Raw genomic sequence first — 25371 nt, 5'->3', positions numbered from 1 at the left:
GAAAGCCAGGCATGTTAGAGGTCACTAAGCGGCACTCTCTCGTCTGGGGTAAAATAGCCATTTACTGATAGGTAATACCCAGTGTTACCGCACCAGTGTATTTTCCTGGAACAGTCTTAGATGTTGTACAGGCGTACCACTCCAGTGGGATTGCGATATTACGGCTAGTGGCAGAGAGATCGAACACATAATATCCCGGCAATAATGATTGGGGAGCAAATAAAACTGAACTTGCCTCCCTACCTCCCGAACAGTTTTTTGCGCGGGAATTTCCCAGCTCACCACGGACAATGATCCCGGTACCATCCACCTTTGATTGTTTGGTATCACTATTGATCAGCCCCAACCCATACAGATCAGCCGTTGCCGTTCCTGTTATCCCAGTGGCTCTAACATAGGCTTTAGCGCTGACTGAGCTGCCAGTACAATTCACTGATAAGCTATCCCCGACTGATGCTGACATATCGGAAGATGTCGACAGGTTAGTAAAAGTGACCGTACTTTTGCCCACACCTAACGAACAAGGGGGCGCTCTAACAATCAGCCTATCGCCTGGATTGAGAATAGCTCTACTTGAAACCAATGTTGCCGTCCCGGTTGAAACTCCCTGACGAAAAAATAATTGCGTCAAGTTATAAGTTCCATAGGGAACATTAGGGCCAATATAAGCCCAGATATTCAAATTAAGGGTGGCTGGAACATTCCCTACATACGCATTAGCGGCACCACTATAATATATGCTCCCACTGCTTGGGGCCCCTGCCGGGTAGAGACAATTCCGGCCCAAACTCGCTGCGGATGCGGTGGATGAACTTATCTTGCCATACTTGTCCCAACTGCCCGCAATGGAGTAGATATTTTGCTTACCAGACACCGCCGCAGATGTGGTGCCGATATTAACTTGCGCCCCGCTACTGGTACCCGTTACCCCCACCACAATATCATTACGCCCACCCACTGCCGCGGTCCCGGTATAACCATTTACCGTGACGGGTACTTGACAGGAGCTATCAATACTAGCGGTTGTCAGCCCACCACCCGCCATACGCAAAGAATAGCTTGAGGTGGTAATTGTCGTGCCGGTCCCGCCGCTAAGCTGCCCGTTAATGGTAGTCAGCTGCATCACACTCCCAGGGAAAACGGTATAGTCAACCGCAAAAGCAGGACAAAGCATGAAAAGAGCGACGCCACCAATCGCGCCCTGTCTCAACCACAAAAACTGACGTTTCACGCGTCGAGAGACTAAACCTGAATAGGGCATGGTAATATTTTTCATTATCCTTATCCTGTCATTGCTAGTGTTAAATATAAACTTATAGCGTTCTAAAAACACCACGATAAATAAGTTCAGTTTAATAAAATAAAAAATAGATTAATTTTAGCTTGCGCTATTAACCCTTTCTGTTGCCCAAGAAAACCAATGGCAGTGTCTATTTTAGTATTCATTTATGTCACCAAATTCGGCTAGCCGTTACTTGCCACTTGAATTTCAGGCACTTCAAATAAACATCTCAATGTCACCTGGCGAATACCACTTTCAGGATTAAGGGCTAATGATTTTTCGTCAAAGATTGCCGTACAGCGTTGCGAGGATATATTCCCCCACTTCACCACAATACTGCCGGATTTCGGTAACCCACTCATATAGACCAGGCCATTATCCCCGACAATTGCACTATTTTCCTCCCCCGGAGGGACACCCATTAACGATGCGATGGCCCCAAAAGGAACCATGCCATAGTCATGTCTTAAGGTAATCAATGCCTGATAACCGACACGGGTAGCGAAAGTCGCCTTAACTACCGCACCTTGCGTCGGATACACATTGATATTGGAACGCACTAATTCGATATCGTCAGGTAAACTACTCGGATCAAGCCCGACATTGTTTCTGGTATAAGCCGAAAGAGAAGGAACAACCGCATAACCTCGCCAATCAGTAATCGCATTGCTGCTATTTGTTTTCACCCCAAATGCATCAGGGGCACTGACAAGTGCCACTGAATCCCCCAGCGTATTGGACAGAGTGACCCCCTCTGCATGTACCAATACCCCTCCACTGGCGGTCATATTTAGGCTATTTGATTGATGGCTGTAACTATACCCGGTGCTCAATGTCCCTTTGCTTCCCAGATAGCCCACATTGAGATTACTGTTTGCCGTTTGGCCTTGATTACCCCAGCTTTGCGATAAATTGTAATTCACATTGCTGTTCGGTAAATGGCCACTCAGCCCCGTTTGGCTCTGCGTCTGCCCACGGTTATCATGGGTAATCGATGTCGTCGCATAGTGAGATTGCAGTATCGGTGAAGAGCCCAACATGCTAAAGGGTATACTGATATTCAGCGAGATTTGGCGATTTTCCGGCCAGTACCCCGAACTACTTTTCACCCGGTCAATATTGTAATTAATACCATAGTTTATCCCTTTGATATTATTACTGTAGCCCAGAGACACCCCCCTCAAGCTTCGGTCACTGCCCCAATAATCATCTCGATTAGCCCGGAAATCCAATGCCCCCCAATCTCCCATCTGCTGACTTAACTGGATTTGGAGACTGCTACGCCGACGTTGTGCCACCCACGGAGTCACCCCCTCACTTAATTGATATCCCTCACTATTAAATTCACTGAAACTGTAATAATGCTTGGTCGAATAACGTAATGCCGTTAAATCAACCCCGGTCCCGGTTGACAACAGACTTTTGGAATAGCGCACACGGTAAGATTGCCCAGTTTTGGTACCCTCTTGTTCAAACTGCGCGGCAGAGTGAGTCATATCAACAGAAATGGCACCAATATGGCCCAACGATATCCCCATGCCACCACTGGCCGTTCGATAATCTTTGGACAACAGTGTCCCACCGTACACCGTGACATCTTGCGGTAACCCGTACACACCGGTCAGCAAGAGAAAATCGGCATCCCGTGACTGAGTGGTATAACCTCCGTCATAACGCCCGCCGGTCAATTCATACTTCCAACCACCGGGACGTAACATCATCGGTAAAGACGAGTAAGGCACAGTGAACTGGCGCACCGTGCCATCCGCTTCGGTCAGGGTGACATCATAATTGCCCGACATCCCGGATTGTTGAATGTCATTAATCGCAAAAGGCCCCGGCGCCACATAGGTTTCATAGACAATACTCCCGTTCTGGCGCACCGTGACGCGCGCGTTGCTATTGGCGACCCCGCTTATAATCGGCGCAAACCCGCGTAACTGATTGGGCAGCATTTGCTCATTCGAGCTCAGTTTGATCCCCTTGAAAGGCACACTGTCCAGGATCTCACTGCCGGTACTGCTTTCTCCCAACAACAGGCTTGAACGTAATCCCCGAAGATCACGGGACAAATAGGTATTGGAGAATTGGGTTTGTGAATGATTAGCACTATAGTCCCCGCCACTATCACTGGATTGGGTATAGGTCATGGTACTGCGTTGCCGCCACGGGCCTACATTAGCCCCCATGCGGAACGAGGCAAACATATTATCATTCTGTATTCTTTGTCCGTCCGCCGTATTGGTTGTCCGACCAGCGCTAATACTGTAGTTAGTCAAAAATGCCGGAATGCCGTGATCCCATAAACTGGGATCAGCCCAGTTGCCATAGGAACGCTGCATGGCTATTTGTGGCACGCTGACGGTTAAACGCGAATTGGCAAGATCCAGCTTAGTCGTCGCCTGAGGAATATAAGAGGCTAAATCATCAATCACCGTCTGGGGGTCAAGGGCTTTGAGTGTCGGAATATTATTGACATCCACCCCCCACTGTTCCAACTGTGCGATCGTGAGTAAGGGAACCACTTGGCCTTGAGTATTTTTCTGAAAGTTCAGCGTAAATTCCCCGGTGGCCTGCTGATTGATCAATACCACTACCGTGTATTCCCCTTCAGCCACACCGCCAGGCTTAGAGAATGCCGATAAATCCACCGGTGTTGCTTCACCCAAAAAAGCGGGGTCAAAGTAATCATCCGCCAACACCGGGTGACACCCCAAACATAAGGCAAACATTAAAGGATGATACGAAAACTTTTTTTTACCTAGCCGTTTGTAGGAAGGCTGGGTGTAATAAGGCCTAATCATCTATCTTCTCAACGATTATTATTGAGTGTGCGTGTCACAGGCTCTGTCTTGACACCATAGTCATCAAGTAACCGCCAGCGAACTTCGCCTGAATGCAACGCGTTGGGTAACGGGTAACTTTGCTGCCCCAACGGTGGCACCATGCTAAATAATGCGTCTGCCTCAATGGGTTTTCCTGCTACTGACAACTCATCAAACGTGGCATAAAACGCGGTAGGATTGGTCACGACAAGCTGCGTTCCCTGACGCTGAAATTGCAAGGCCTGGGCAACCTGTTGAACGTCATACGGCGGTAACCCCTCAGGGCGATAGAACAGCTTCAAGGTATTTTGTAATGCCAGGATAATGCGCGCTTGCCCAGCCCCATTGCTCTCAGACTGTTTGTCATCTTCACTTTGGCTCGGGATCGCTTTGACCTGAAACGCAAAGACAGACTCACGGTCTGCGGGTAATGTTTTTTCAATCAAACGAATACGCAATGTCAGCGTATCCTTGGACTCTAGGCGAGTTAATGGCGGCAGGACGATAAACGGGGAAGCCGCTTTCACCTCACTGGATGCATCGACCGGTTCAGCAAGTGAAGACGGCCAGGCCTCAACGCGCGATTGCACCAAATACACCGACTGAGTATCGTTAGTGACGGCAAAGGTTATCCCTTTGGTCTCATTAGCCGGATAAATAACGCGCGTAGATTGCAAGGTAATGCCCTGGCGTTCATTGGCATTTCCAGCCCAAGTGTGCCCAGCGCAAAGAAACAGTAATATCCCCATCCACAGACATCGGTGATTTCTCACTGCATATCCAAATGCTTGATGCCAGCCCAAACTCATGGTCTGCCCCCCGAAACGGAGATGGCCAACTGATAGGGTTGACTCACTGCGCCGTAATCATTAATGGTGCTATAAGTCGCCTTCGTTGTTTGCCCAATGACTCGGTAGGTTTTCTTGGAAAATGGGGCGATCATCGCTCCGGTTTGCGCCAAGTCGATGTTTTTCCCTTTAAGCTCGAGCGTATTTAACGTCAGATAATAGGGGGTAGGATTTTCCATCACCACCTCATCCTGATAAGCACGAAATACCAGTCTGCTTTGTGCTTCACCCGCCGTCATCGGTAATGCTGCTGGGCGATAAAACAATTTAATCAGCGGCTGTATCCCTATCGATAACCGGACGGTGACTGTAGTATCCACCGCCTGACCCGGTTGGGATGTGGAGGGGATCGCCAAAAAACTCAGATAAAACACAGATTCCCGATCAGTGGGTAACTCTGTTTTTCCCTGTAGTAAAATACGAACCCGAAACTGCTCTTGTGGCTCTAAACGAAATAAGGGCGGTGTCACCAAAAAAGGAATGGCCTGTTGATCAGGCTGCCCGGGAAGATTCACCACCTCGGCCTTCACCAGATAAGGGATATCACTCAGGTTTTGAATGCCCGCAGTGGTGCTTTTATTCTCTGCGTGATAAATCACACGCGTCTGGGGCAGTTTGATCCCTTCCGTAGCCCCCACCATTGGGTAAGCCCCCCATAATGCAACCCACAACACCGTCAACACATTACGAATTTTTTTCATCTGTTTTTTTCCGGGGATCACTCATAAGCCAATTGAAAGGTCACCGTTGCTTTAAACGCCCCCAATTTATGAGACGGTGCATCACTACAAGGGGAATAACTTCCACATGATAATTGCGCTGTTAAATTCAACGCGGTGCCATTTAATGACGTAACCGTACTCCCCGCTTTTGCACGAATTACGCCCCCGCCAAGTACACCGCCAGTCACAGCAATATTGCTGTTGTCCTGAAAAAGCGACTGGCCGTTGACCGACAATTTCACGCCATAGCCGTTTGCAGGCGTTGCTAACGTCGGCGCATCAGCAAAATAGTAATCACTCCCCCCAATCGCACCGTTCTTCCGGTAACGATAATCTGTGGGACTGCGGCGGCAAAACTCTGGTTACTACAATTACTAAAAGCAAGCTCCACCCCGCCAATCGCTGCCACCCCTTCACCGGTTAAGGTTGAAGACTGAAGCGAGGCTCCATTGGCGGTGAAATTGACCGAAGAGGGCACCTTCATGGTACAAGTGGGTGCGACAAATTCCGCTGAAAAGTTAACATTCACCGAATCCGCCGCTCTAGCGGTGATACTTATGCCGCCCAAACCTAGCAGTAACGACCCGACATAACACCAAGATGACTTCTGGCATAATGCTAACATTCTCATCTTGACCGTCCTTCCATTATGGAATGATCCCTGTGATGGTTAACGTCGCCTGAAATGCGCCTGGTGTTATTTGGTTGCTGTCAACCATGCCCACCAAACCGACCCACAGCACTTGGTTTTCACTGAACCCGTTAGCCTGGTTTAGTGGTAGCAGCGTCATGGTTTCACCATTCGCAATAGCCTTGCCTGCCAGACCACTGGGATAAAAATCACTCAATGACGGCGGTGTATCGCGCTCTGCCACCGACGTTACCGGCTGAACCATAAACCCCACCCCATTAGTATTCGTGGGCCATTGACTATTGGCGTCAAGAAACACCTGCTGGTTGGCTGAATAGGGGGTCTTACCGGTGATCATCACTTGCGGAGTAACGGCGTAATTGCAGCGCATATTGACCTCAATCGGCTTAACTTCAACCGTTTTGCCTGGCGAAAAGTCCGCTGCATTCCGCGGCATAAAGGCCAGTGCATACCCGCTGGTATAGTCCAGCTCACAACTGCCATCGTTAATGATGGCAACAAATTGAGTTGTTCCAGCGCTACCTATCGGGGTACTGGCGATAACCTGACCGCCGATGAGGCAGCAGCCCATAGCGATGAATAGCTGCAGATAATTATTGGATTGAGCCATGAAACGCTTCCCGGCCACCATGATCATTAATGGCACTCCATTGAACACTTCCCGTGGTTGGGGCATTCCCATAGCGCTGGTTGCCATAGGGGGCGATCATATTTTGTTCACGCGTGGTGCGGATATTCACCGATTTACCATTCACCTTCAGTGAACTGAGGGTGATGTAATACGGTGTAGGATTGGCGACGTTGAGCTGGTTGCCTACGACAGTGAATTGCAATTGCCCCATCGCCGCTTTTTGTGTCACCGATAAACCATTAGGGCGATAAAATAACTTAATGATATTGCCCGTCGCCACCGTCAAGGCGCCTTCTGGAGTCGGGATCGCGGTTTGAGATGGCCCTGATGTTGCTGGTAAGGCAGCCACGCGAAGATAAAAAAGGGATTCTTTATCCTGCGGCAATGCTCCCCCTTTTTTCATCACCCGGAACTGATGCTGACTTCCTGGCTCAAGCCTAAACAGTGCGGGGGAGATCACAAAAGGGACCTGAGCATCTTGGCCTTCAATATCACGAAAAACTTGAGCTCTAATTAGAAAAGGTTTTGTAGCGTTATCATCACTACGCACACCGATGCTACTCCCCCCACGGCTTTCATCAACAATAAGTCGTGTGGCGGTAAGTGAAATGCCCGCAACGGAAGATGCCGACCATAACATTATTGTCAACATTAAGGCGGCATGGCGCATTAACCCATAAGAATGAATCTGCATATTTCCCCGTGCTCTCTTTATCAACAATTTTTCAACGAAAACTGAACCCATTTGGGTATTCTTTTTATACTGTGCTTTTTCCACACTATTCATATCATGCTCAGGCAACAACGTTGGTTCCCCCTGGCATAGGCTTCCAATAAAAAATAATGTGTGTGTGCGATAACTATGAGGTTTCCCCCATAGTTACTTTTCTTTCTTAATTAGCAGGGAAATTATTCTGATGCATAAGAAATAATAATTGGAGCAGTATATAAACCTGCAGTGGGCGCAGCTAAGGTTGAAGCCATAGCTACATTAAAGGTATATGACGCGCCGCCATCGGGTACTGATACCTTTAGAGGTACAGAGGCGTGATTTTGTAATGCATCAACTGAATCGGAGCCACCGGATTTTAGTACCATAAAGCCTGTTGCTGAATCATTACCCACAAAAATATTGTTATTACCATTATTGGCGGTGGTGCCGGAAATATATAAATTGCCACCACCTTCACCAGCACCTGTGTCACCTTGGCAGTTTTTCAGTGTCACTTCCATGGTCACAGGTGTCCCAGACACATTATTGGTATTACCCGTAAACGCCTCGGAGATATGAACGCCGGTATTGACAGTCGTTCCGCCAGTAACACCGTTAACATCAATATCGCACGTGACGGCAGAGATAAGACCACTGAGTGTGACATTAGCCGTATTTTGATCTGCCGCATTCGCGCTTAAGCTTAACCCAGCTATCGCGCTAAATAATGCCATGGATAATACGTTCTTTCTTAAAATCATAATGATTCCTATGTTGGCTTGATGAAAAAAAACACAGATATGACCCCTATTCACGAGTGCATTACAGTTTGGATTTATGGATGGCAAGCCTTGATGCCGTTTGTCCCAATACAATGAAACCTACGGTGTTTGATGTGACGGTCATTCGGTGTCTGGCATTCAACGTTATACTTAAAAGCATTGTTCAAACCCGGTCAGCTCAGCTTTAGCAAATCTAGCCCAAAAAATTGGCACCAGTTCATCGTTCGTCTGGTAATAAAATGCAGTACTTCCTGTCCTGTTGGTCCGTTTTATACGCGATATAAAAACCCATATCAAATATTTTAAGTAGTTTTATGAACTGCAGTTTTTTATTTTTATAGATTAATATTCCGATAAGTAATAATAATCCTATTGCAAACAACTAGAAGAAACCATTAAATTGAAAAATTATATCGTCTGTGCACAACTTGGCGACATTAAATGCTGATTTTTTGTAAGAACAACAAATCAGCAATACAAGGGTAATAAGTAACAAATTATGAATATTCGATGCAATAATCTACACAAAATTACTTTTGCAACCATCTTAGCCAAGAAATCCTATCCTTATAGTGATTTATCTTGATGATGTCGGGGGTAATATTCCTGCTGGCAGCCAACGAAATCGGCAGTTTAATCCAGTGATACTGAGTATCGGGTTCTCGGGCAGCAGGTGGTGATTTTTGTGATTTTGGATGGCAGACGGGATATGCAGTCATTGCTGATCCGCAGGTTGCTGGGGCGGTAGATTTTTTCTTTATGTGCGTTTTGCGCTTCGTGACGCCCCTCTCCTGCCAGGATCCACGCTTACAATCGGCCAGGTGAAACATTGGCAGTTCCTCTCTGACTGTTTGTACCAATTACAAGTTGAGGTGACGAGGAATAGAAAACGGACGCCTACGACCGTTAAAGGCAGGTATAGATGCTGATAAGGAAAATTGCCTGATAGACTTGCTGAACGAGCGCAATGGCGTTATCAGTAGGCTTAACTGTATGGTTTTGAGTGTGTTTTGGTGATGGTGCTTGGCAGCCACTGAACAAATTTACGCTTTTATTTCAGTGATTGGAGCGAATGATAACTGGCCTTGTTTTTTGCCACGATCAGCCCCATCTGCATTCCATGAAGCACGTGACATTCGTCACCTCGACAAGTCTCAACTCATAATTAGATATGGACTATTGGCATATGACTACACTCTACACCACAGAAGTACGCGCCACCATTGAGCGGCTTATCCACAATGGTTGTCATTACAACCTGGAAGAGCTTGACAAACTCTACCACCCCGACCTTTACATCGTCATCATCAACGAAACAGGCGAGGTCATTACTCTCAATCGTCAAGAAAACATGGACTTCTTTGCTGCCAAAAAAGCCAGTGGAGCCCCACCACTGAGTACCAGTGTTGAATTCAACTACCTCGAAGCCAATGCTACAACCGCACATGCCATCGTGACCCGTTACGTGAACATGGGTCAACGACCTGAAAAAATCATCTTCAGCCTAGATTTGCGAAACACCTCGGGCGCATGGCAAATCTACAGAGAAACAGCCTTTGCCCAACCCGGCTGAGCCCACACAACTACAAAAGGCTTGGCATAGCGTGAGATCAGCAATATGCCTAGCCGACAAGGCCACAAGTCATACTCCCCTGCTCCGCCAACTCCAGCCGCACCGACAGCTCCGCGCTGATCACCTCCCGGCCATTCAGCACCGTCGACGACTGCCCCCACGAATACCCTAGATGTGCCGCCAGCGCCGTAACACTCAACCCGAGGGCAGGCAACACATCCAGACGCAGCCCCTCACCCGGATGCGGCGGATTATGCCGTGGCATACAAACCACCTACTGCAAACTTATGAATAGGAAAGCTGTTAGGTGACACCTTACGCTGCCCCAACTGGTGGTACCACGACAATTGTTGTAGCCAGAAGACTCACCGCTGATATTTCTTCCTCCTGCATAGAAACCCTCACTTTCTAAGCCATTATGAATCGGTGTTTTTAAGGTCTTAATTCAGTATGTTGTGTGTATGGGGGTATTTATGCGGTTTTCTGAGCAGATCCGCTCTATCAGTTATTTGAAGACGCATGCGGCTGAGGTGCTGACGGCACTGTCTGAGTCGGGTGCACCGATGATTATCACGCAGAATGGGGAGGCGAAGGCGGTGCTTCAGGATGTTGTGGCGTATAAGCAAATACAAGAGTCGCTGGCTTTGCTGAAGGTACTGGAGCTGGGTCAGCAGCAGGTGGAGGCGGGTGAGGTGGCACCTGTGGAGTCGGTGGTGCAGCGTTTGAAGAACAAGCGGGGCTGAATATGACACCGTTTGAGGTGGTGCTAACTCGGGGTGCTGAGGACGATCTGGAGGATATTTACGATGATATCGCCGCGCATGATGGGGTTGGGCGTGCGGATTATGCGCTTGATCAGTTGCTTGAAGTTTCCCATTCGCTGAGTAGTTTTCCAGCAAAGGGAAGTGTTCGGTAGGAGTGCAGAGTCTGGGGATCCGTGAGTTCCGGCAGACGTTTTTTAAGCTGTATCGGCTGATTTACCGGGTTCTCGGGCAGCAAGTGGTGATTTTTGTGATTGTGGATGGACGACGGGATATGCAGTCATTGCTGATCCACAGATTGCTGGAGCGGTAGGAGTGCGTTTCCCTTTCAGTGACTTCCCGGCCCTGCCGGGATCCACGCTTACAATCGGCCAGGTGAACCATTGGCAGTTCATTTCGTCTGTATTGATTTCCGGTTGTGGGTCGTGGTGACGAGGAATAGAAAACGGACGCCTACTACCGGTAAAGGCAGGTATAGATGCTGATAAGGAAGTTTGCCCGATGGACTTGTTGAACGAGCGCAATGGCGTTATCGGTAGGCTTAACTGTACTGGTTTTGAGTGTGTTTTGGTGATGGTGCTTGGCAGCCACTGAAAATATTATGTTTTGATTTCAGTGAAATGCGGTGCTCAAAGGCACGCACTGGAGGAGATTTGGAGCGGGAAACGAGACTCGACCAACTCATTCTAACTCACTGAAAAACGAACAGTTTTTCCGCTCCTCTCCGAGCCGCTGGACTTATTTTAGACTTATTTGTCTGTGTCTACAAGTTGGTTCGTGAATGGGCTGTTTTGTTGCGGCTTGTGGTTGATTTTATATCAGCAGGTTTGTTTCTGCGAGCAAGCAAGGCGTAAGACGGCCGGAATCCGCTTGAACTGACCAGCGAAGGAAGGCGAAGCGCACTGTATCCAGGTGCAGCTTCACCGCTCTAGCTGCCTGGTTTTGCTGGAGAGCACGCACTTGATGGTCGACGAGTGTCCAGTGCGTGCCAATTTTGAGTGCCGTCTTGATGGTTACTCGAACATAAATAGGCTTCCAGAAAAGCCCGTTGGAATCCTCAATAATGCTGACAAGTACGACCGCAATAGTAAGAGGAGATCTCAGCAAGATTTATCTCAGACAAGTAATATTTGTAGATTGGTCCAGTAACTGACTTCTTGCGGCCTTGCGTTACCACCGCCCCTCTTTTTTCTCTTCTTCGACATTGAGGGCGTCCTGTAAGCGTTGAACCGTCCAGCCCTTCTGGAAGTAATAGAGCGGCTTTACAGGCCCCTTAAACTCCAGTAGACGCTCACACTGCTCTTTCTCACTCATCCCCTCCATCGGCCAAATTTTATAAATTTCTATCTCGGTCTTCTTTTGTTCTTGATAAATAAAAAGCGGAGAGACAAGCTCCAAGGCCTTCATAGAGAGCCACACATATTCCTTCTCTCCGGTATGGCAAAAATTACAGGCCCACTGATAAATATTTTTTATGTTACCCAGGGAGCAGGGTAGTTCAAGGCAATTCACTGATTGCAGACCCTTAAGCAAAGGCGAGAAAGGCAGCTCATTAGAAACAATCGGCGCGAACTTCCTGTTTTGCGTAATTTCGCATTTCTCAAATCCGGTAATGGTCCTGAGCTTCAACTCCAACGCAACACGCAGTTTGAAAGGAATGGAATATATATCAAATACACTACCACCGACTTGGTCAATCGTCTTGTATGTGGATGGAAGCAATGGGGAAACAGCGAGGTGAAAAAATGCACTTTCGGCAATCCTCGTCTGCCCCCACATCGCGACATGAATACCTAGATCGATGCGATGAAGCGTTGCGAACTGCACCAAGTCTGTCATGAATAACTCAATCAACGCCAAGCGATCGTCTTCATGATATACCAGTCCAAATAACGTATCTCCGGGTTTTAGAAATAACAGCTTTTCAGCCTGCTCCGCAACAATAGCGAGTTGCCTGGGCATATCAGAGCGAAGTACCTTCTTATCTGGGAATTTCCCTAGTGAAGACTTCTTTACATCAGCGGACTTCAATTTTAAAAAATCAACACATGATGCAAGGACTTCCAAAGGATTGCTGGTTTTTTTCATTACTCTAGCCCCATTATTATTTAATATTTACTCTCAGGCCTTGCTTCAGTAGTTTGAGTTGGCCGGTTGTACCGGTCAACTCAAATCGGACACTGATTTAGCACATTGCTGTGGAACGGCATTAGGTAGGACTGGGAGGCAAAGCGCATGTCCAGCAGTTCCCGGATGAATTGAACGGCCTGACGGGAAAGCGGGACAAGGTAGGGCGGGATTTCTGTTCTGCTGGTGCGGACTTTTTTCTGGAGTTGTTTGACGGTTTCGGCCAGGACTTTCCATAGGGATTGATCCAGATCGAAATGTTCCGGTCTGGCTTGGCGTAGTTCGCCGGTTCTGACGCCGGTCAGAAGCAGAAATTTAAGGCCGAGTTGGGTCTGGCGGGGATGGTGTGAAGGGGCAATTTGCCAAGTAGCGGCAGTATATCCAGCCGCATATAGCGTTCAATCTGGATGGCGGTGCTTTGGCGGCGGTCGGCGATGCCAAGTCTTTTAAGTTTGAACGCTTTCCAGTGTTCGGCATAGTCAGTAAAGCGGATGCCAACGGTTTCGGTCTGAAACGGTTGCGGGGTAGCGGGAGGATCAGCCGCCCTGTTCGGTTGTGCGGTAGGTGCGTGGGTCGATGCCGTTGGCTAACAGGTCGTGAGCCTGCTGGCGCAGGGATCGGGCTTTTTTGAGGTCTACAGTAGGATAGGTGCCAAAAGAGATACGTTTCTGGCGGTCTTGCCAATAGAAACGGAAAAGCCAGTTTTTGGTGCCATTGGGGTTGATGTTGAGATACAGCCCTACCCCATCTTTAAGCGTATAGGGTTTCCGGTGGTTCTGGCACGGCGAATGGCTAAATCGGTCAGGTGAACCATTGGCAGTTCATTTCGTCTGTATTGGTTTCCGGTTGTGGGTCGTGGTGACGAGGAATAGAAAACGGACGCCTACTACCGTTAAAGGCAGGTATAGATGCTGATAAGGGAAATTGCCTGATGGACTTGTTGAACGAGCGCAATGGCGTTATCGGTAGGCTTAACTGTATGGTTTTGAGTGTGTTTTGGTGATGGTACTACTTGGCTGTCACTGAAAATATTATGCTTTGATTTCAGTGAAATGTGGTGCTCAAAGGCACGCACTGGAGGAGATTTGGAGCGGGAAACGAGACTCGAACTCGCGACCCCGACCTTGGCAAGGTCGTGCTCTACCAACTGAGCTATTCCCGCGTCGCATGGGTATTACTTTAATATCTTGACTAAACTTTGGTTCTAACCTGTTGATATCCAAAAGCTTTTAACAGAATCGGCTATCAATATGGAGTGCATTATCTACTAATCGTTTTGCCTTGGCAACCCCCTGTTCTTAATAAAACATCGGTGACATTCCAAGTGAATATTTTCCGTTCATAAAGATGCATTCTTGAACAGCCGTAACCGTGCCACCGGGATCGTGGCTTATTACGGCACACTGAATTTGGCTACCTGAGCAAAGGGGATACCCTACCCCAATCACCAGAGCGGTGACAGGGTGGGCAAATTTTCACGGCAGAATTCAGTCGTCAAACACCATTAGATCGAGCACCCGGAGGTCGGTGCCCGCTGTGATTCGCAATGGATAAGCACCACATCGCGGGCAGGGTTCTGTGTGGCTATCTATGCTGACCTCATTCTTGCATCCCTCGCACCAGGCAGTGCCCGGGGTTTCAATAATAGTGATCTCTGCAGCGTCTAAGCAGGTTCCTGGGGCCAGGGCCGCCAACGCAAAATGCAGTGCTTGCGGCTCGATGCACGCTAACGCGCCCGCCTCCAGCCGCAATTGCCCAACCCGTGTGAAATGTTCACGTTCAGCCGCCACCTCCACCATTACTGCCCCGAGCCGTTGAGCCGTGGCCATGGCCTCAAGCCCGGCAACGCCAAGCCCCATAACCAATACCCGCGCCGGGCCGATCGCCCCAGCGGCCGATGTAATCTTTGGAATGACACGCGCCAGATTTACCATGCCAAGTGCAACCGAGTAGTAACCCGCCAGCGCCGATTGGCTAGACAACGCATCCATCGCCTGCGCTCGCGTGATGCGAGGCACCTGCTCCATGGCGAAGCAGGTAAGTTTGCGTTTGATTAAGTGCTTGACCAGTTCTGGCTCATTGTTGGCGTAGATAAAGCACGCGAGGATTACCCCCCCTCCTTCATCGCATCGACAACCTCAAGCGCTGGCGGTTGAACGCAAAGCACCACATCGGCATCTTTGACCAACTCGGTGCGATCAGGGATGAAGGTCATGCCATGAAACGCGTTATCTTCTAGGTGAATCGCCTCACCCGCCCCCGGCAGCATATGCAACCGAGCCCCGAGCTTGATCAAGTTTCTCGAAGGCAATTGCACACTGCGGTACGCAGCTCGCATGTTTAACCACCACGGTGTTACCGGCCATCAAATGCGGCCGGGCGATACGTGCCAGTTGGTAGAAAGGAAAGTTCCAAGGTTCCACGCATAACAGCACGCCAAAAGGCGTACTTTCCATATGTGCTGTGCCATCGGTAGGATGTAGCTTGGTCGGTTGCAAGAATGCTTCACCATGCTTGGCGTAATAGGCCAAGATGTCACTGCTGAACTTAACCTCAGCCCGCGCTTCATCGATCCGTTTACCCATCTCAAGCGCGGCCAGTTTGGCAAGGTCATCAATATGCGCCGCCATCAATAAAGCGGCCTTATTCACAATAGCGGCTCGCTCAGGGTAACTGGTGTGCCTCCACTGCTGGAAGCATGACTCAGCCTTGGCGAGTGATTTTTCGAGCTGCGCGCTGGTAAGGTGATCATGTGTTTTCAAGAGCTTTCCGGTGTTCGGATTGATACTTTGATAGGCCATGATGAGATCCTTCTTTAGGTAGGGTGAACGCAGTGTTCTGCACAAACAATGGAGTTCATGCGGCAGAACTGACTTGATTGACTGTGCGTGTATTCTCAACAGGGGTCTGTTCGTTAACACACACAAATAGGGGGATGTTGGCTTAGCGTCACAATCGATACTTTCGTCTGCTGTAAAGACTAAATCGTCAAGGCAGAGAATGACGTTTGCTGGGTGCAGCGACAACGTTGGTGTAGATGTGGGTTAGCTGTTGGTATTGGAAACTTAAGGAGAGTTTATGTGGAATGGCGCGGATAAGTACTCCCCTGCATCTGCTTACCTTCTGGTGCAGGGCTGTCATGTTGACCGAGACAGATGACGCTTTTTCGTCTTTGCTGTTTGCATCGCTACATTTATTGTTTGCATCGCTACATTTGCCGTTTGCATCGCATTGATGGCGGGGCTACAGCGCTGTAGCCCCGCCATTTTTATCACTTATTTCTTATGTCGCCGCAGCCAGATTAATTTATAAGCTGCCGGAATGATAAACATAGACAACAAAGGCGCGGTGATCATGCCGCCAATCATCGGGGCGGCAATTCGGCTCATCACTTCTGAGCCTGCTCCGGTCCCCCACAGAATAGGTAACAAGCCAGCAATGATCACCGCGACCGTCATGGCCTTCGGACGAACACGCAATACCGCGCCGTGATAAAGCGCATTATCAAGCCCCGCACTGGTGAAGGTTTCCCGCTTGGACAAGGTGGGGTCCGCTTCAATCGCCTGACGTAAATACATCAGCATCACGACACCAAACTCGGCGGCTACGCCAGTCAGGGCGATAAACCCGGTGCCCGTAGCAACGGACATATGGAACCCCTGCCAATAGAGGAACCAGATACCGCCAATCAGCGCAAACGGTAGCGTCATCAGAATCAACAACGCTTCATCAACGCGGCGGAATGCCAGGTACAGCAAAATGAAGATAATCATGATGGTCATGGGAACCATTAACTTCAGTTTTTTGTTGGCATGCTCCAGTAACTCAAACTGTCCCGAATACGACACGCTGGTACCTGGCTTCAGCTTGACCTTTTCACTGATGGCCGCTTTAAGGTCGTTGACCACCGACACCATGTCACGGCCTCGGGCATCAATATAAATCCAGCTCGCAGGACGGGCATTCTCTGTTTTCAGCATGGTCGGGCCTGAAATGACCTTGACCTCAGCCACTTCTCCCAAGGTGATTTGCTGCTGGGTCGGCGTTAATATCGCTAGTTGTCGCAATGCTCCCGGTCCGTCACGTAACCCTTGAGGGTAACGGATATTGATCGGATAGCGAGCGACCCCTTCGACGGTTTCCCCTACTGTCGCCCCACCGATGGCTGACGAGACAAACAACTGTACGTCGCCCACCGTCATGCCATAGCGTGCTGCTTTTTCCCGGTTAATATCGACATCGATATAGCGCCCGCCTTCCAGACGTTCAGCCAGCGCAGAGACCACGCCAGGAACGGTTTTCGCCACTTCTTCTATATGTTGCGCCGTAGCATCAATATCAGCGAGAACCGTGCCTGACACTTTAATGCCTATCGGGCTCTTGATACCGGTGGACAACATATCAATGCGATTACGAATAGGCGGAACCCAAAGGTTTGCCAACCCCGGTAATCGAACCGTTTGATCCAGCTCTTCGATAATCTGGTCAATGGTCATTCCTGGGCGCCACTGATCCTGTGGTTTCAGTTGGATGGTGGTTTCCACCATTTCCAGTGGAGCCGAGTCTGTTGCAGTTTCCGCTTTACCTGACTTACCAAAAACCGAGGCCACCTCCGGCACCGTTCTAATCAGTTTATCGGTGGTTTGTAACAGCGCCGCCGCTTGGCCGGGTGAGACACCGGGCAGCGTTGAAGGCATATACAGCAAATCGCCTTCGTTGATTTTAGGTAGGAATTCCCCCCCATTTGGCTAAGTGGCCATATAACGGTAAACATTGACAGGGCTGCTGCCAGTAACGTCATTTTTGGCCAGCGAAGAACCTTGAGCAATAACGGATGGTAAATTTTTATTAGAAAACGGTTCAGGGGGTTGCGGGTTTCTGCCGGTATTTTGCCACGGATCCAATACCCCATCAGGATCGGAATAAGCACAATGGCCAATAGTGCAGACCCCGCCATCGCATAGGTTTTTGTGAAAGCCAGCGGGCCAAACAAACGCCCTTCTTGTCCTTCCAGGGTGAAAATAGGAATAAACGAAAGGGTGATGATCAACAAGCTGATAAACAAGGCTGGCCCGACTTCAACGGAAGCATCGGTGATCACTTTCCAACGGGTTTGATTATCAATTTGTTGATTGGGGTGATTATGTTCCCATTCTTCAAGCCGTTTGTGGGCATTTTCAATCATAACGATGGCCGCATCCACCATGGCCCCAACCGCAATGGCAATCCCCCCCAGTGACATGATATTGGCATTCAGCCCCTGGAAACGCATGATGATAAAGGCGATAAATAGCCCAAGAGGAAGCGAAATAATGGCCACCAGTGCGGAGCGCACGTGCCAGAGGAACAGGCCGCACACCAGGGCAACCACCAGAAACTCTTCCAGAAGTTTATTGCTCAGGTTATGAATGGCGCGGTCAATCAATTGGCTACGGTCATAAGTGGTCACCACCTCCACACCTTCTGGCAAGCTGCTTTTCAGCGTTTCCAGTTTTTCCTTGACCGCCGAAATGACTTCACGTGCATTCTTGCCTGAGCGCAGAATAACCACCCCACCCGCAACCTCACCTTCGCCATTCAACTCGGCAATACCGCGACGCATTTCTGGCCCAATCTGCACCCGTGCCACATCGCTTAAGTAAACCGGGACCCGGTTCTCACCGGTTTTGAGGACGATATGATTAAAGTCATCCAGGCTGCTCAGATAACCGTTAGCACGAACCATATACTCAGCTTCGGCTATCTCAACAGAAGACCCCCCGGCTTCCTGATTGGATGAGTCCAGGGCCTGTTTAACTTGCTGCAGGCTGACACCAAACTGCGTCAGCTTTATCGGGTCTACCAGGATCTGGTATTGTTTGACCACGCCGCCAACAGAGGCCACCTCGGCCACATTTGGGATAGTTTTCAGCTCATATTTCAGGAACCAATCCTGCAGAGAGCGTAATTCTGCCAGGTCATACTTACCGCTACGGTCGACCAACGCATATTCGAATATCCAGCCCACCCCAGTGGCATCTGGGCCTATAGCGGAACTGGCCCCTGAAGGTAACTTACCCTGAACCTGATTCAGGTATTCCAATACACGGGATCTTGCCCAATACAGGTCAGTGCCATCCTCAAAAATCACATACACATAGGAGTCACCAAATTGGGAAAAGCCTCGCACTGTCTTGGCACCGGGTACCGACAGCATGGTGGTTGTCAGGGGATACGTGACCTGGTTTTCTACAATCTGTGGCGCTTGCCCCGGGTAACTGGTTTTAATAATGACCTGAACATCAGAGAGGTCAGGCAGAGCGTCGACCGGCGTATTGATGACCGTCCAGGCGCCCCAGATACTCAGGAACAAGGCGCCCATCAGCACCAGAAAGCGGTTGGCGACCGAACGCCTGATAATCCATGCAATCATCTTCGTCTCCTCAGTGACCCGAATGTTCGTTGGCTGAAGGAGCGGACATTTCTAACGACGTAGTGGCTGGTTGTTCCGGATGGCGCATACGTTCAAGCGCACCGGAAATATTCGCTTCCGAGTCGATGAGGAAAAGGCCACTAACAACAATCGATTCCCCCTCGGTCAAACCGGAACCAATTCCGGCCTGGCTTTGTGACTCATGTAATACTTTGATTATTTTAGGGATAAAATGCCCTTTATCGTCGACTGTAATAACACGTTGCTCAATACCGGTATCAATGACCGCCTGAGAAGGAATAAGTAACATCTCTTGGCTCTGGGTGTTGAGTTTCAAGTAAGCATTCATCCCCGGTTTTAATAATTCATCTTTATTGTTTACCTGCAGACGAACCTGAATAGTTCGGGTGGTTGGATCAACGCTAGGGAGAACATTCCATTTCTCGATGTTGAATGTTCTATCTGGGTAAGCGGGGACAGTCATTGCAAACTGTGTTCTTGCAAACTGGGAGTTCTCTTTCAGCAAATAAGCGGTCGACTCCGGTAGCGAGGCATTAACCCAGACCGGGTTCATCCCCTGAATTTGGGCAACAACCTTATCTTTTGAAATGTTCATCCCGGTTCTCAAATCAAACGCGGTGATCACACCATCGATAGGCGCTTTAATCGTGAAGCGGGTCTGAATGCTGCGTGTATTGCGCAAGTGCTGAATATCGTCTTCAGGCATCCCCGCAAGACGAAGGCGCTCCAACACCCCTTTCAGTTGCACCGCAGTCCCGCCGGTATCGGAAAGTAACAGGTACTCACTCTGCGCCTCGACCCAAGCAGGAATAGTCATGTCGATCAGCGGAGTGCCTTTTTTAACTTTATCGCCAATCGTCAGCGGATAAACTTTTTCAATGAATCCATCCGATCTCGCTTGGACAATAACAAACTGATATTCGTTAAAACTGACCGTCGCCGGGAGAGTCTGAGAATAGGTCAGACGCCCAGTGCGGACTTTTTCTGTTTTAAGACCCAGATTTTGTACCTGAGTGGGATCGATACGGATAGCGTTGCTACTTTCTGCTGCGACTTCATCGGCATATTTCGGCACCAAGTCCATATCCATAAACGGTGATTTACCCGGTTTATCGAATTTGGTATCCGGTTTCATCGGGTCATACCAGAACAGGACTTTACGCTCTGGTGGCTGCATTTCAGTTTCATCAGCAGAAAAAAGATAATGATAAGCGCCAATGGATATCAGCCCACCTATTAAAAAACTGCTAATAATCACTGCGGTATATTTTAGTTTGGGAGAAGCCATAATTAATTCCACTGAATACTATTCGGGTGAATGAAAGCAGCAAACACCTCGCAACTGTCATGGCAATGGAAACCAACCTGCCATAGCCGAGATATGGCAGGCCAAAATCCGATTCGAGCTAAACAGTTAAGGCTGATCGCTTTTAATTTCTTGAAGTAATGAAATATCACCCTGTTGTATAAAAGTGAAATTGACATGGCTGTCGACTTTCAGTACATTTATGCTGTCATTCACTTCCGTAAAGGTAAATCGCATGGTCATGGCAGGCCAGTTTATTGAAGGAATGGCTTCGTGTGCGATGGTGATTTTCCTGTTCTTAAGATCAATTTTCTTCACGACCCCTTCGCTACTGATAACCGCCTGAGTCGCGGCGTTGGCGGTAGTGGTTGTCGCGCTGTGGTGTTGCTCTTCTGCTTGAGTTCCTGCCACCATGCCCACCGAAAAGAGAGCAAATAAAGCAATTTTTATAGACTGACGCATGTTGATAACTCCTTGCTGTTTAAAAAAGATCATTCAATCCACCCACCACCCAAAGCGGTGAAGAGGTTTATTTCATTAACTTGCTGGGCATATTTCAGATCCAGAATTGCCTGCCGTGTTGAAAACATTGATCTCTGTGCATCCAGTACCTCGAGATAGCTTACCGCTCCGCTGGAATATAATCCGCGAGCCCGCAACTGGGTGACCTGGAGGGATTCCAGATAACGTTGTTGTGCCGCTAATTGTTTATTGATACTGTCTCGACGTGACAGTGCATCGGCAACATCTTTAAACGCCGTCTGAATTTTTTGTTCGTAGCTAACAATGGATTGTTGCTGGCGTACTTCCGCCAGTGTCAGGTTGGCTTTGTTACGGCCCGCATTAAATATCGGTATTTCAATTTTGGGAATAAAACTCCACATTCCACTCGCAGCGTTAAACAGGCTTGAAAGCTCGGTACTACTTGCTGAAAGGTCACCCGTCAACGAAATTGAAGGGAAGAATGCCGCTCTGGCCGCCCCGATATTGGCATTTGCGGCTTGCAGTAAGTGTTCCGCCTCCATAATATCCGGCCGTTGTAACAAGATATCGGATGACAGTTTCGATGGCAGGGCTAACGGATTAATCTCTTTTCCCACCTGGCCTTGATGACTGGGCAATGCGGTATATTTGCCAACAATCAATTGCAGGGCATGGTTCGCCTGCGCGAGGTCGCCTTCTCTTTTGGCAATTTCAGCTTGGGTACTCTCAATCACCCCCCGGGCCTGTTCAAGGGAGAGTAAATTCGAGCTACCGGTGATCAGTTGTTGTTCCACGAAGGCATAGGACTGCTGGTAATTCTTCAGGGTTTCTTGAGCAATATTCAACTGTTGATAAGCTAACTGCTGGTTGAAATAGCTCTGTGAAACGTTGGAGACCAGAAGAATATGCACCGCACGCTGAGCTTCCTCACTGGCTAAGAAATTCTGGCGATCAGCCTCACTTAAACTCTTCAATTTACCAAAGAAATCCAGCTCAAAGCTGAGCTCCCCGCCTGTTGTATAGGTATTGGTGGTGGTAGTGCTACTTTTAATCCCGCCATTATAAGTAATACCGGCAGAGGCGTTCAGTTGCGGATATCGGTCAGCGTCGGTTATTTTATATTGCGCCCTTGCTTCTTGGACTTTGAGCACCGCCATTTTCAGATCACGGTTGTTATGTAACGCTTGATCAATCAGCGTTTGTACCTGGGGATCGGTAAAGAATACTCGCCAACCGGCATCCTGATAGCCTGCTGTTGCCGGCACCAGGGCGTTGCGCGAGAGCGAGAATTGTTGGGGTACCGGGAGTTCAGGCCGGTGATATTCCGGTGCCAGCGAAGTGCAGCCCACCAAAATAAATAATGTACTGAGCGTGAGTCGTTTTAATTTGTACATAACGCTTCTCATCCAGACTCTCCTGGATAGCTGATTCAAATGATTTCTTCATGATGATGAAAACCTTACCTGAGTGACTCTGTTGGGGGAGTGACAGAATAATGACAAAACTGTCATTTTCGGTTTAATCCATTGATATCGTTCCTTGGCCCACTAGAATGACTGCACGGTAGCAAGGTTGCGGAGGATGCGTGAAAATACTGATCGTCGAAGATGAGGTTAAAACGGGTGAATATCTTAGCAAGGGGTTGACTGAAGCGGGCTTTGTCGTTGACCTGACAGATAATGGTATGACCGGTTTTCACTTGGCGATGACCGCTGATTACGACCTGATTGTGCTGGATATCATGCTGCCGGATGTGAATGGCTGGGATATCGTGAAAATGTTACGGGCGGCGAATAAAGGCATGCCCATTCTGCTCCTGACCGCACTCGGTACCATCGAGCATCGCGTTAAAGGCCTCGAACTGGGCGCTGATGACTACCTGGTCAAACCCTTTGCCTTTGCAGAACTTCTGGCACGCGTCAGAACGCTGTTGCGCCGGGGCGCTGCCGTCATAACGGAAAGTCAATTTCAGATAGCCGATTTGACGCTGGATCTAGTGTCGAGAAAAGTCAGCCGTAAGGGGAGCCGAATCACACTAACCAGCAAGGAATTCACACTCCTTGAGTTTTTCATCCGCCACCAGGGAGAGGTACTCCCACGTTCATTGATAGCGTCACAAGTCTGGGATATGAATTTTGACAGTGATACCAATGCTATTGATGTGGCGGTGAAACGGTTACGGGCAAAAATTGATAACGATTTCGACCCCAAATTGATTCAGACGGTACGCGGTGTCGGCTATGTGCTTGAGGTGCCCGATGAAGATTAATTACCGTCATCGCCCTTTCTCTCTTGCCACCCGTCTCACCTTTTTTATCAGCCTTTCTACCACCATCGCCTTTGTCGCCTTTACCTGGTTTATGCTGCATTCCGTGAACAAGCATTTTGCGGAACAGGATATTCGCGATCTGACACAAATCAGTATGACGTTGGAAAATATACTGCAAAATCCTGATGAGTCTAAACAACAGAAAATCGAGCGACTCAGCAATATGTTGGACAATTATCACAATATTTCGGTATTACTTCGTGATGAAAATAATCAGCTACTTTATCGTTCACCGACCGGCCCCGACCTGCTACCTGTGCCCTCTTTACCCGATTTTTCACGATATCTGCGCTCTGGTGAGGTATTCCTTTGGTCAGGAGAAAAGCGCAGTCATGCTGGGCACGATGCCGGGCATGATAGTGGAGAGATGGAAAAAACCCCGTACCGCCTTATTGCGTCCGCAGTGAAGTCAACGGAAAACGCCACACCGCACACCTACAGTTTACTGGTCGCGCTCTCTATCGATTTTCACCTGCATTATATTAATGAATTAAAAAGTAATTTGGTGATGATCGCCTCAGTCATCAGCCTGATGATTATTTTAATTGTTTTATTTGCCGTTCATAAAGGGCATCAGCCGTTAAGAAATGTCAGCCGGAAGATAAAGAATATTACTTCTGAACATTTGGATGTCAGACTCAAACCCGAACAGGTGCCCATTGAACTGGAGCAATTGGTTATTTCCTTCAATCATATGATTGAACGTATCGAGGAGGTTTTTACCCGGCAAGCTAATTTTTCCGCCGACATTGCCCATGAGATTAGAACCCCGATTACCAATCTTGTAACGCAAACAGAAATTGTGCTAAGCCAGCGCCGACCAGATAAAGAGTTGGAAGACGTGCTTTACTCTAATCTTGAAGAATATAACCGTATGGCAAAAATGGTGAATGACATGCTGTTTCTGTCTCAGGCGGACAATAACCAATTGATTCTTGAAAGATCAATGATAGATATCCGCTTAGAAACCATTAAGGTCTTTGAGTTTTTTGAAGCCTGGGCGGAAGAACAGGAAGTGAGCCTGTCATTTGAAGGTAATCCTGCCATTATTGCCGGCGATCCGCTTATGTTGCGCCGAGTCCTTAATAACCTCATATCGAATGCCATTCGTCACACCCCGCGAGGAATGAAAGTCAGCGTTCGTGTTAACACATTGGCTGCTTGGGTTGATATTACCGTTGAAAATCCTGGTTCACCCATCCCAGATGAACACTTACCGTTACTGTTTGAGCGCTTTTATCGTGTTGACCCCTCCAGGCAAAGAAAAAGTGAAGGGAGTGGTATCGGCCTGGCTATCGTAAAATCCATCGTAACGGCCCATCAGGGTAAAATTAGCGTTGTTTCCGATGCAGTTTCAACCCGCTTCACCTTCTCTCTGCCCCGATAATCTTTCTCTTGACAATGACAGCTCAAGATAGCTGCTATAATTAGCACAGGCATAAAAGCAGGAGATTGATTATATGTATCACTCAATTCTAGTGCCCATAGATATTTCAGATCCCGAATTTACCCAAAAAATCATGGCTCATGTTGAAATGCAGTCTGGCCTGATTGATGCAGCTCAGATTCATTTTCTGACAGTGATTCCAATTTTCCCTTATTACGCCTCTCTTGGCTTGGCTTATTCAGGCGAAGTTCCAGACCAAGAAAAGATTAAAAATGAAGCGCTATCAATGCTTTCTGAAATTATTGATAAATTTGGCCTCCCGAAAGACAAGATTAAAAAACACCTAGCGTTAGGCTCCCCCAAAGACGAAATCCTCAATCTTGCTGATTACATTAACGCCGATTTGATTGTCATTGCTTCACACCATCCTGGGATCATCAACTATCTACTGGGCTCAAATGCGGCGGCGGTAGTTCGTCACGCAAAATGTTCGGTTCTTGTTGTCCGTTAAATACCTA

General features: G+C 48.5%; 25 protein-coding genes, 1 tRNA gene and 2 pseudogenes. 7 read left to right on the top strand and 21 right to left on the bottom strand.

The window, feature by feature from the left end; translation table 11 throughout:
- Positions 1-61: 61 nt before the first annotated feature.
- The 9 genes from ACX9GV_RS07060 to ACX9GV_RS07020 form a co-directional block, all read right to left on the bottom strand.
- Complete coding sequence (locus ACX9GV_RS07060; RefSeq protein ID WP_473197543.1) at positions 62-1276, bottom strand: hypothetical protein; 1215 nt, start codon at positions 1274-1276, stop codon at positions 62-64.
- 188 nt (positions 1277-1464) lie between these two features.
- Complete coding sequence (locus ACX9GV_RS07055; RefSeq protein ID WP_473197542.1) at positions 1465-4014, bottom strand: fimbria/pilus outer membrane usher protein; 2550 nt, start codon at positions 4012-4014, stop codon at positions 1465-1467.
- 80 nt (positions 4015-4094) lie between these two features.
- Complete coding sequence (locus ACX9GV_RS07050) at positions 4095-4880, bottom strand: fimbrial biogenesis chaperone (RefSeq protein WP_473197541.1); 786 nt, start codon at positions 4878-4880, stop codon at positions 4095-4097.
- A gap of 32 nt (positions 4881-4912) precedes the next feature.
- A complete protein-coding gene (locus tag ACX9GV_RS07045) occupies positions 4913-5656 on the bottom strand; it encodes a fimbrial biogenesis chaperone (RefSeq protein WP_473197540.1) in 744 nt (247 codons plus the stop codon).
- 17 nt (positions 5657-5673) lie between these two features.
- Positions 5674-5919, bottom strand: coding sequence for a hypothetical protein (locus ACX9GV_RS07040; RefSeq protein WP_473197539.1), 246 nt, complete (start codon positions 5917-5919; stop codon positions 5674-5676).
- A 23-nt stretch (positions 5920-5942) separates the two neighbouring features.
- Positions 5943-6308 (bottom strand): hypothetical protein, encoded by a 366-nt coding sequence (locus ACX9GV_RS07035; RefSeq protein ID WP_473197538.1) that lies wholly within the window; start codon positions 6306-6308, stop codon positions 5943-5945.
- Between the two features lie 16 nt (positions 6309-6324).
- Positions 6325-6939, bottom strand: a complete 615-nt coding sequence (locus tag ACX9GV_RS07030) for an SH3 domain-containing protein (RefSeq protein ID WP_473197537.1) — start codon at positions 6937-6939, stop codon at positions 6325-6327.
- Positions 6923-7654 carry a fimbrial biogenesis chaperone gene (locus ACX9GV_RS07025; RefSeq protein WP_473197536.1) on the bottom strand — a complete coding sequence of 244 codons (732 nt, stop codon included), beginning with the start codon at positions 7652-7654 and terminating at the stop codon, positions 6923-6925. The genes ACX9GV_RS07030 and ACX9GV_RS07025 overlap by 17 nt, the downstream gene beginning before the upstream one ends.
- Before the next feature lie 215 nt (positions 7655-7869).
- A complete protein-coding gene (locus tag ACX9GV_RS07020) occupies positions 7870-8433 on the bottom strand; it encodes a fimbrial protein (RefSeq protein ID WP_473197535.1) in 564 nt (187 codons plus the stop codon).
- Between the two features lie 1207 nt (positions 8434-9640).
- On the opposite strand from ACX9GV_RS07020, the gene ACX9GV_RS07015 reads away from it, so the two are divergent.
- Positions 9641-10027 (top strand): nuclear transport factor 2 family protein, encoded by a 387-nt coding sequence (locus ACX9GV_RS07015; protein WP_473197534.1) that lies wholly within the window; start codon positions 9641-9643, stop codon positions 10025-10027.
- A gap of 49 nt (positions 10028-10076) precedes the next feature.
- Here ACX9GV_RS07015 and ACX9GV_RS07010 read toward each other — a convergent pair whose 3' ends face one another.
- Positions 10077-10292 carry a HigA family addiction module antitoxin gene (locus ACX9GV_RS07010; protein ID WP_473197998.1) on the bottom strand — a complete coding sequence of 72 codons (216 nt, stop codon included), beginning with the start codon at positions 10290-10292 and terminating at the stop codon, positions 10077-10079.
- A 208-nt stretch (positions 10293-10500) separates the two neighbouring features.
- Here ACX9GV_RS07010 and ACX9GV_RS07005 point away from each other — a divergent pair, with 208 nt between their 5' ends.
- The 3 genes from ACX9GV_RS07005 to ACX9GV_RS06995 are packed head-to-tail and all read left to right on the top strand — an operon-like array spanning position 10501 to position 11101.
- Positions 10501-10770: a type II toxin-antitoxin system Phd/YefM family antitoxin gene (locus tag ACX9GV_RS07005; RefSeq protein WP_473197533.1), complete on the top strand. Its 270-nt coding sequence runs from the start codon at positions 10501-10503 to the stop codon at positions 10768-10770.
- A 2-nt stretch (positions 10771-10772) separates the two neighbouring features.
- The gene (locus tag ACX9GV_RS07000) at positions 10773-10943 is read left to right on the top strand and encodes a type II toxin-antitoxin system RelE/ParE family toxin (protein WP_473197532.1); all 171 of its coding nucleotides are present in this window, start codon (positions 10773-10775) and stop codon (positions 10941-10943) included.
- Between the two features lie 2 nt (positions 10944-10945).
- Positions 10946-11101 carry a hypothetical protein gene (locus ACX9GV_RS06995; RefSeq protein WP_473197531.1) on the top strand — a complete coding sequence of 52 codons (156 nt, stop codon included), beginning with the start codon at positions 10946-10948 and terminating at the stop codon, positions 11099-11101.
- An 857-nt stretch (positions 11102-11958) separates the two neighbouring features.
- Here the strand turns inward: ACX9GV_RS06995 and ACX9GV_RS06990 are convergent.
- The 11 genes and pseudogenes from ACX9GV_RS06990 to ACX9GV_RS06940 all read right to left on the bottom strand — a co-directional run bounded on the left by ACX9GV_RS06990 (position 11959) and on the right by ACX9GV_RS06940 (position 22531).
- Positions 11959-12876, bottom strand: a complete 918-nt coding sequence (locus ACX9GV_RS06990) for a hypothetical protein (protein WP_473197530.1) — start codon at positions 12874-12876, stop codon at positions 11959-11961.
- An 80-nt stretch (positions 12877-12956) separates the two neighbouring features.
- Positions 12957-13274, bottom strand: a complete 318-nt coding sequence (locus ACX9GV_RS06985; RefSeq protein ID WP_473197997.1) for a tyrosine-type recombinase/integrase — start codon at positions 13272-13274, stop codon at positions 12957-12959.
- A gap of 177 nt (positions 13275-13451) precedes the next feature.
- Positions 13452-13670: pseudogene (locus tag ACX9GV_RS06980) on the bottom strand (Arm DNA-binding domain-containing protein); the annotation flags it as partial.
- A gap of 331 nt (positions 13671-14001) precedes the next feature.
- Positions 14002-14077: transfer RNA gene (locus ACX9GV_RS06975), tRNA-Gly, on the bottom strand.
- Positions 14078-14402: 325 nt separating this feature from the next.
- A complete protein-coding gene (locus ACX9GV_RS06970) occupies positions 14403-14933 on the bottom strand; it encodes a hydrogenase maturation nickel metallochaperone HypA/HybF (RefSeq protein ID WP_473197529.1) in 531 nt (176 codons plus the stop codon).
- A gap of 89 nt (positions 14934-15022) precedes the next feature.
- Positions 15023-15190: a hypothetical protein gene (locus tag ACX9GV_RS06965; RefSeq protein ID WP_473197528.1), complete on the bottom strand. Its 168-nt coding sequence runs from the start codon at positions 15188-15190 to the stop codon at positions 15023-15025.
- A complete protein-coding gene (locus ACX9GV_RS06960) occupies positions 15165-15716 on the bottom strand; it encodes an aldehyde dehydrogenase family protein (protein WP_473197527.1) in 552 nt (183 codons plus the stop codon). The genes ACX9GV_RS06965 and ACX9GV_RS06960 overlap by 26 nt, the downstream gene beginning before the upstream one ends.
- Before the next feature lie 474 nt (positions 15717-16190).
- Positions 16191-19327: pseudogene (locus ACX9GV_RS06955) on the bottom strand (CusA/CzcA family heavy metal efflux RND transporter).
- Between the two features lie 10 nt (positions 19328-19337).
- The gene (locus ACX9GV_RS06950) at positions 19338-20636 is read right to left on the bottom strand and encodes an efflux RND transporter periplasmic adaptor subunit (RefSeq protein ID WP_473197526.1); all 1299 of its coding nucleotides are present in this window, start codon (positions 20634-20636) and stop codon (positions 19338-19340) included.
- 126 nt (positions 20637-20762) lie between these two features.
- A complete protein-coding gene (gene cusF, locus ACX9GV_RS06945; RefSeq protein ID WP_473197996.1) occupies positions 20763-21116 on the bottom strand; it encodes a cation efflux system protein CusF in 354 nt (117 codons plus the stop codon).
- Between the two features lie 29 nt (positions 21117-21145).
- A complete protein-coding gene (locus ACX9GV_RS06940) occupies positions 21146-22531 on the bottom strand; it encodes a Cu(I)/Ag(I) efflux RND transporter outer membrane protein (RefSeq protein WP_473197525.1) in 1386 nt (461 codons plus the stop codon).
- 191 nt (positions 22532-22722) lie between these two features.
- On the opposite strand from ACX9GV_RS06940, the gene ACX9GV_RS06935 reads away from it, so the two are divergent.
- The 3 genes from ACX9GV_RS06935 (at position 22723) to uspF (ending at position 25364) form a co-directional block, all read left to right on the top strand.
- Positions 22723-23406: a copper/silver response regulator transcription factor gene (locus ACX9GV_RS06935; RefSeq protein ID WP_473197524.1), complete on the top strand. Its 684-nt coding sequence runs from the start codon at positions 22723-22725 to the stop codon at positions 23404-23406.
- On the top strand, positions 23396-24853 hold the full coding sequence (locus ACX9GV_RS06930) for a Cu(+)/Ag(+) sensor histidine kinase (RefSeq protein WP_473197523.1): 1458 nt from the start codon (positions 23396-23398) through the stop codon (positions 24851-24853). Before ACX9GV_RS06935 ends, ACX9GV_RS06930 begins: the two co-directional genes overlap by 11 nt.
- Positions 24854-24926: 73 nt before the next feature.
- Positions 24927-25364: a universal stress protein UspF gene (gene uspF / locus ACX9GV_RS06925; protein WP_023490403.1), complete on the top strand. Its 438-nt coding sequence runs from the start codon at positions 24927-24929 to the stop codon at positions 25362-25364.
- Positions 25365-25371 lie beyond the last annotated feature (7 nt).

The organism is Serratia sp. 25CWL12 (assembly GCF_055790885.1).
This window is presented reverse-complemented; position numbering and strand designations above follow the sequence as displayed.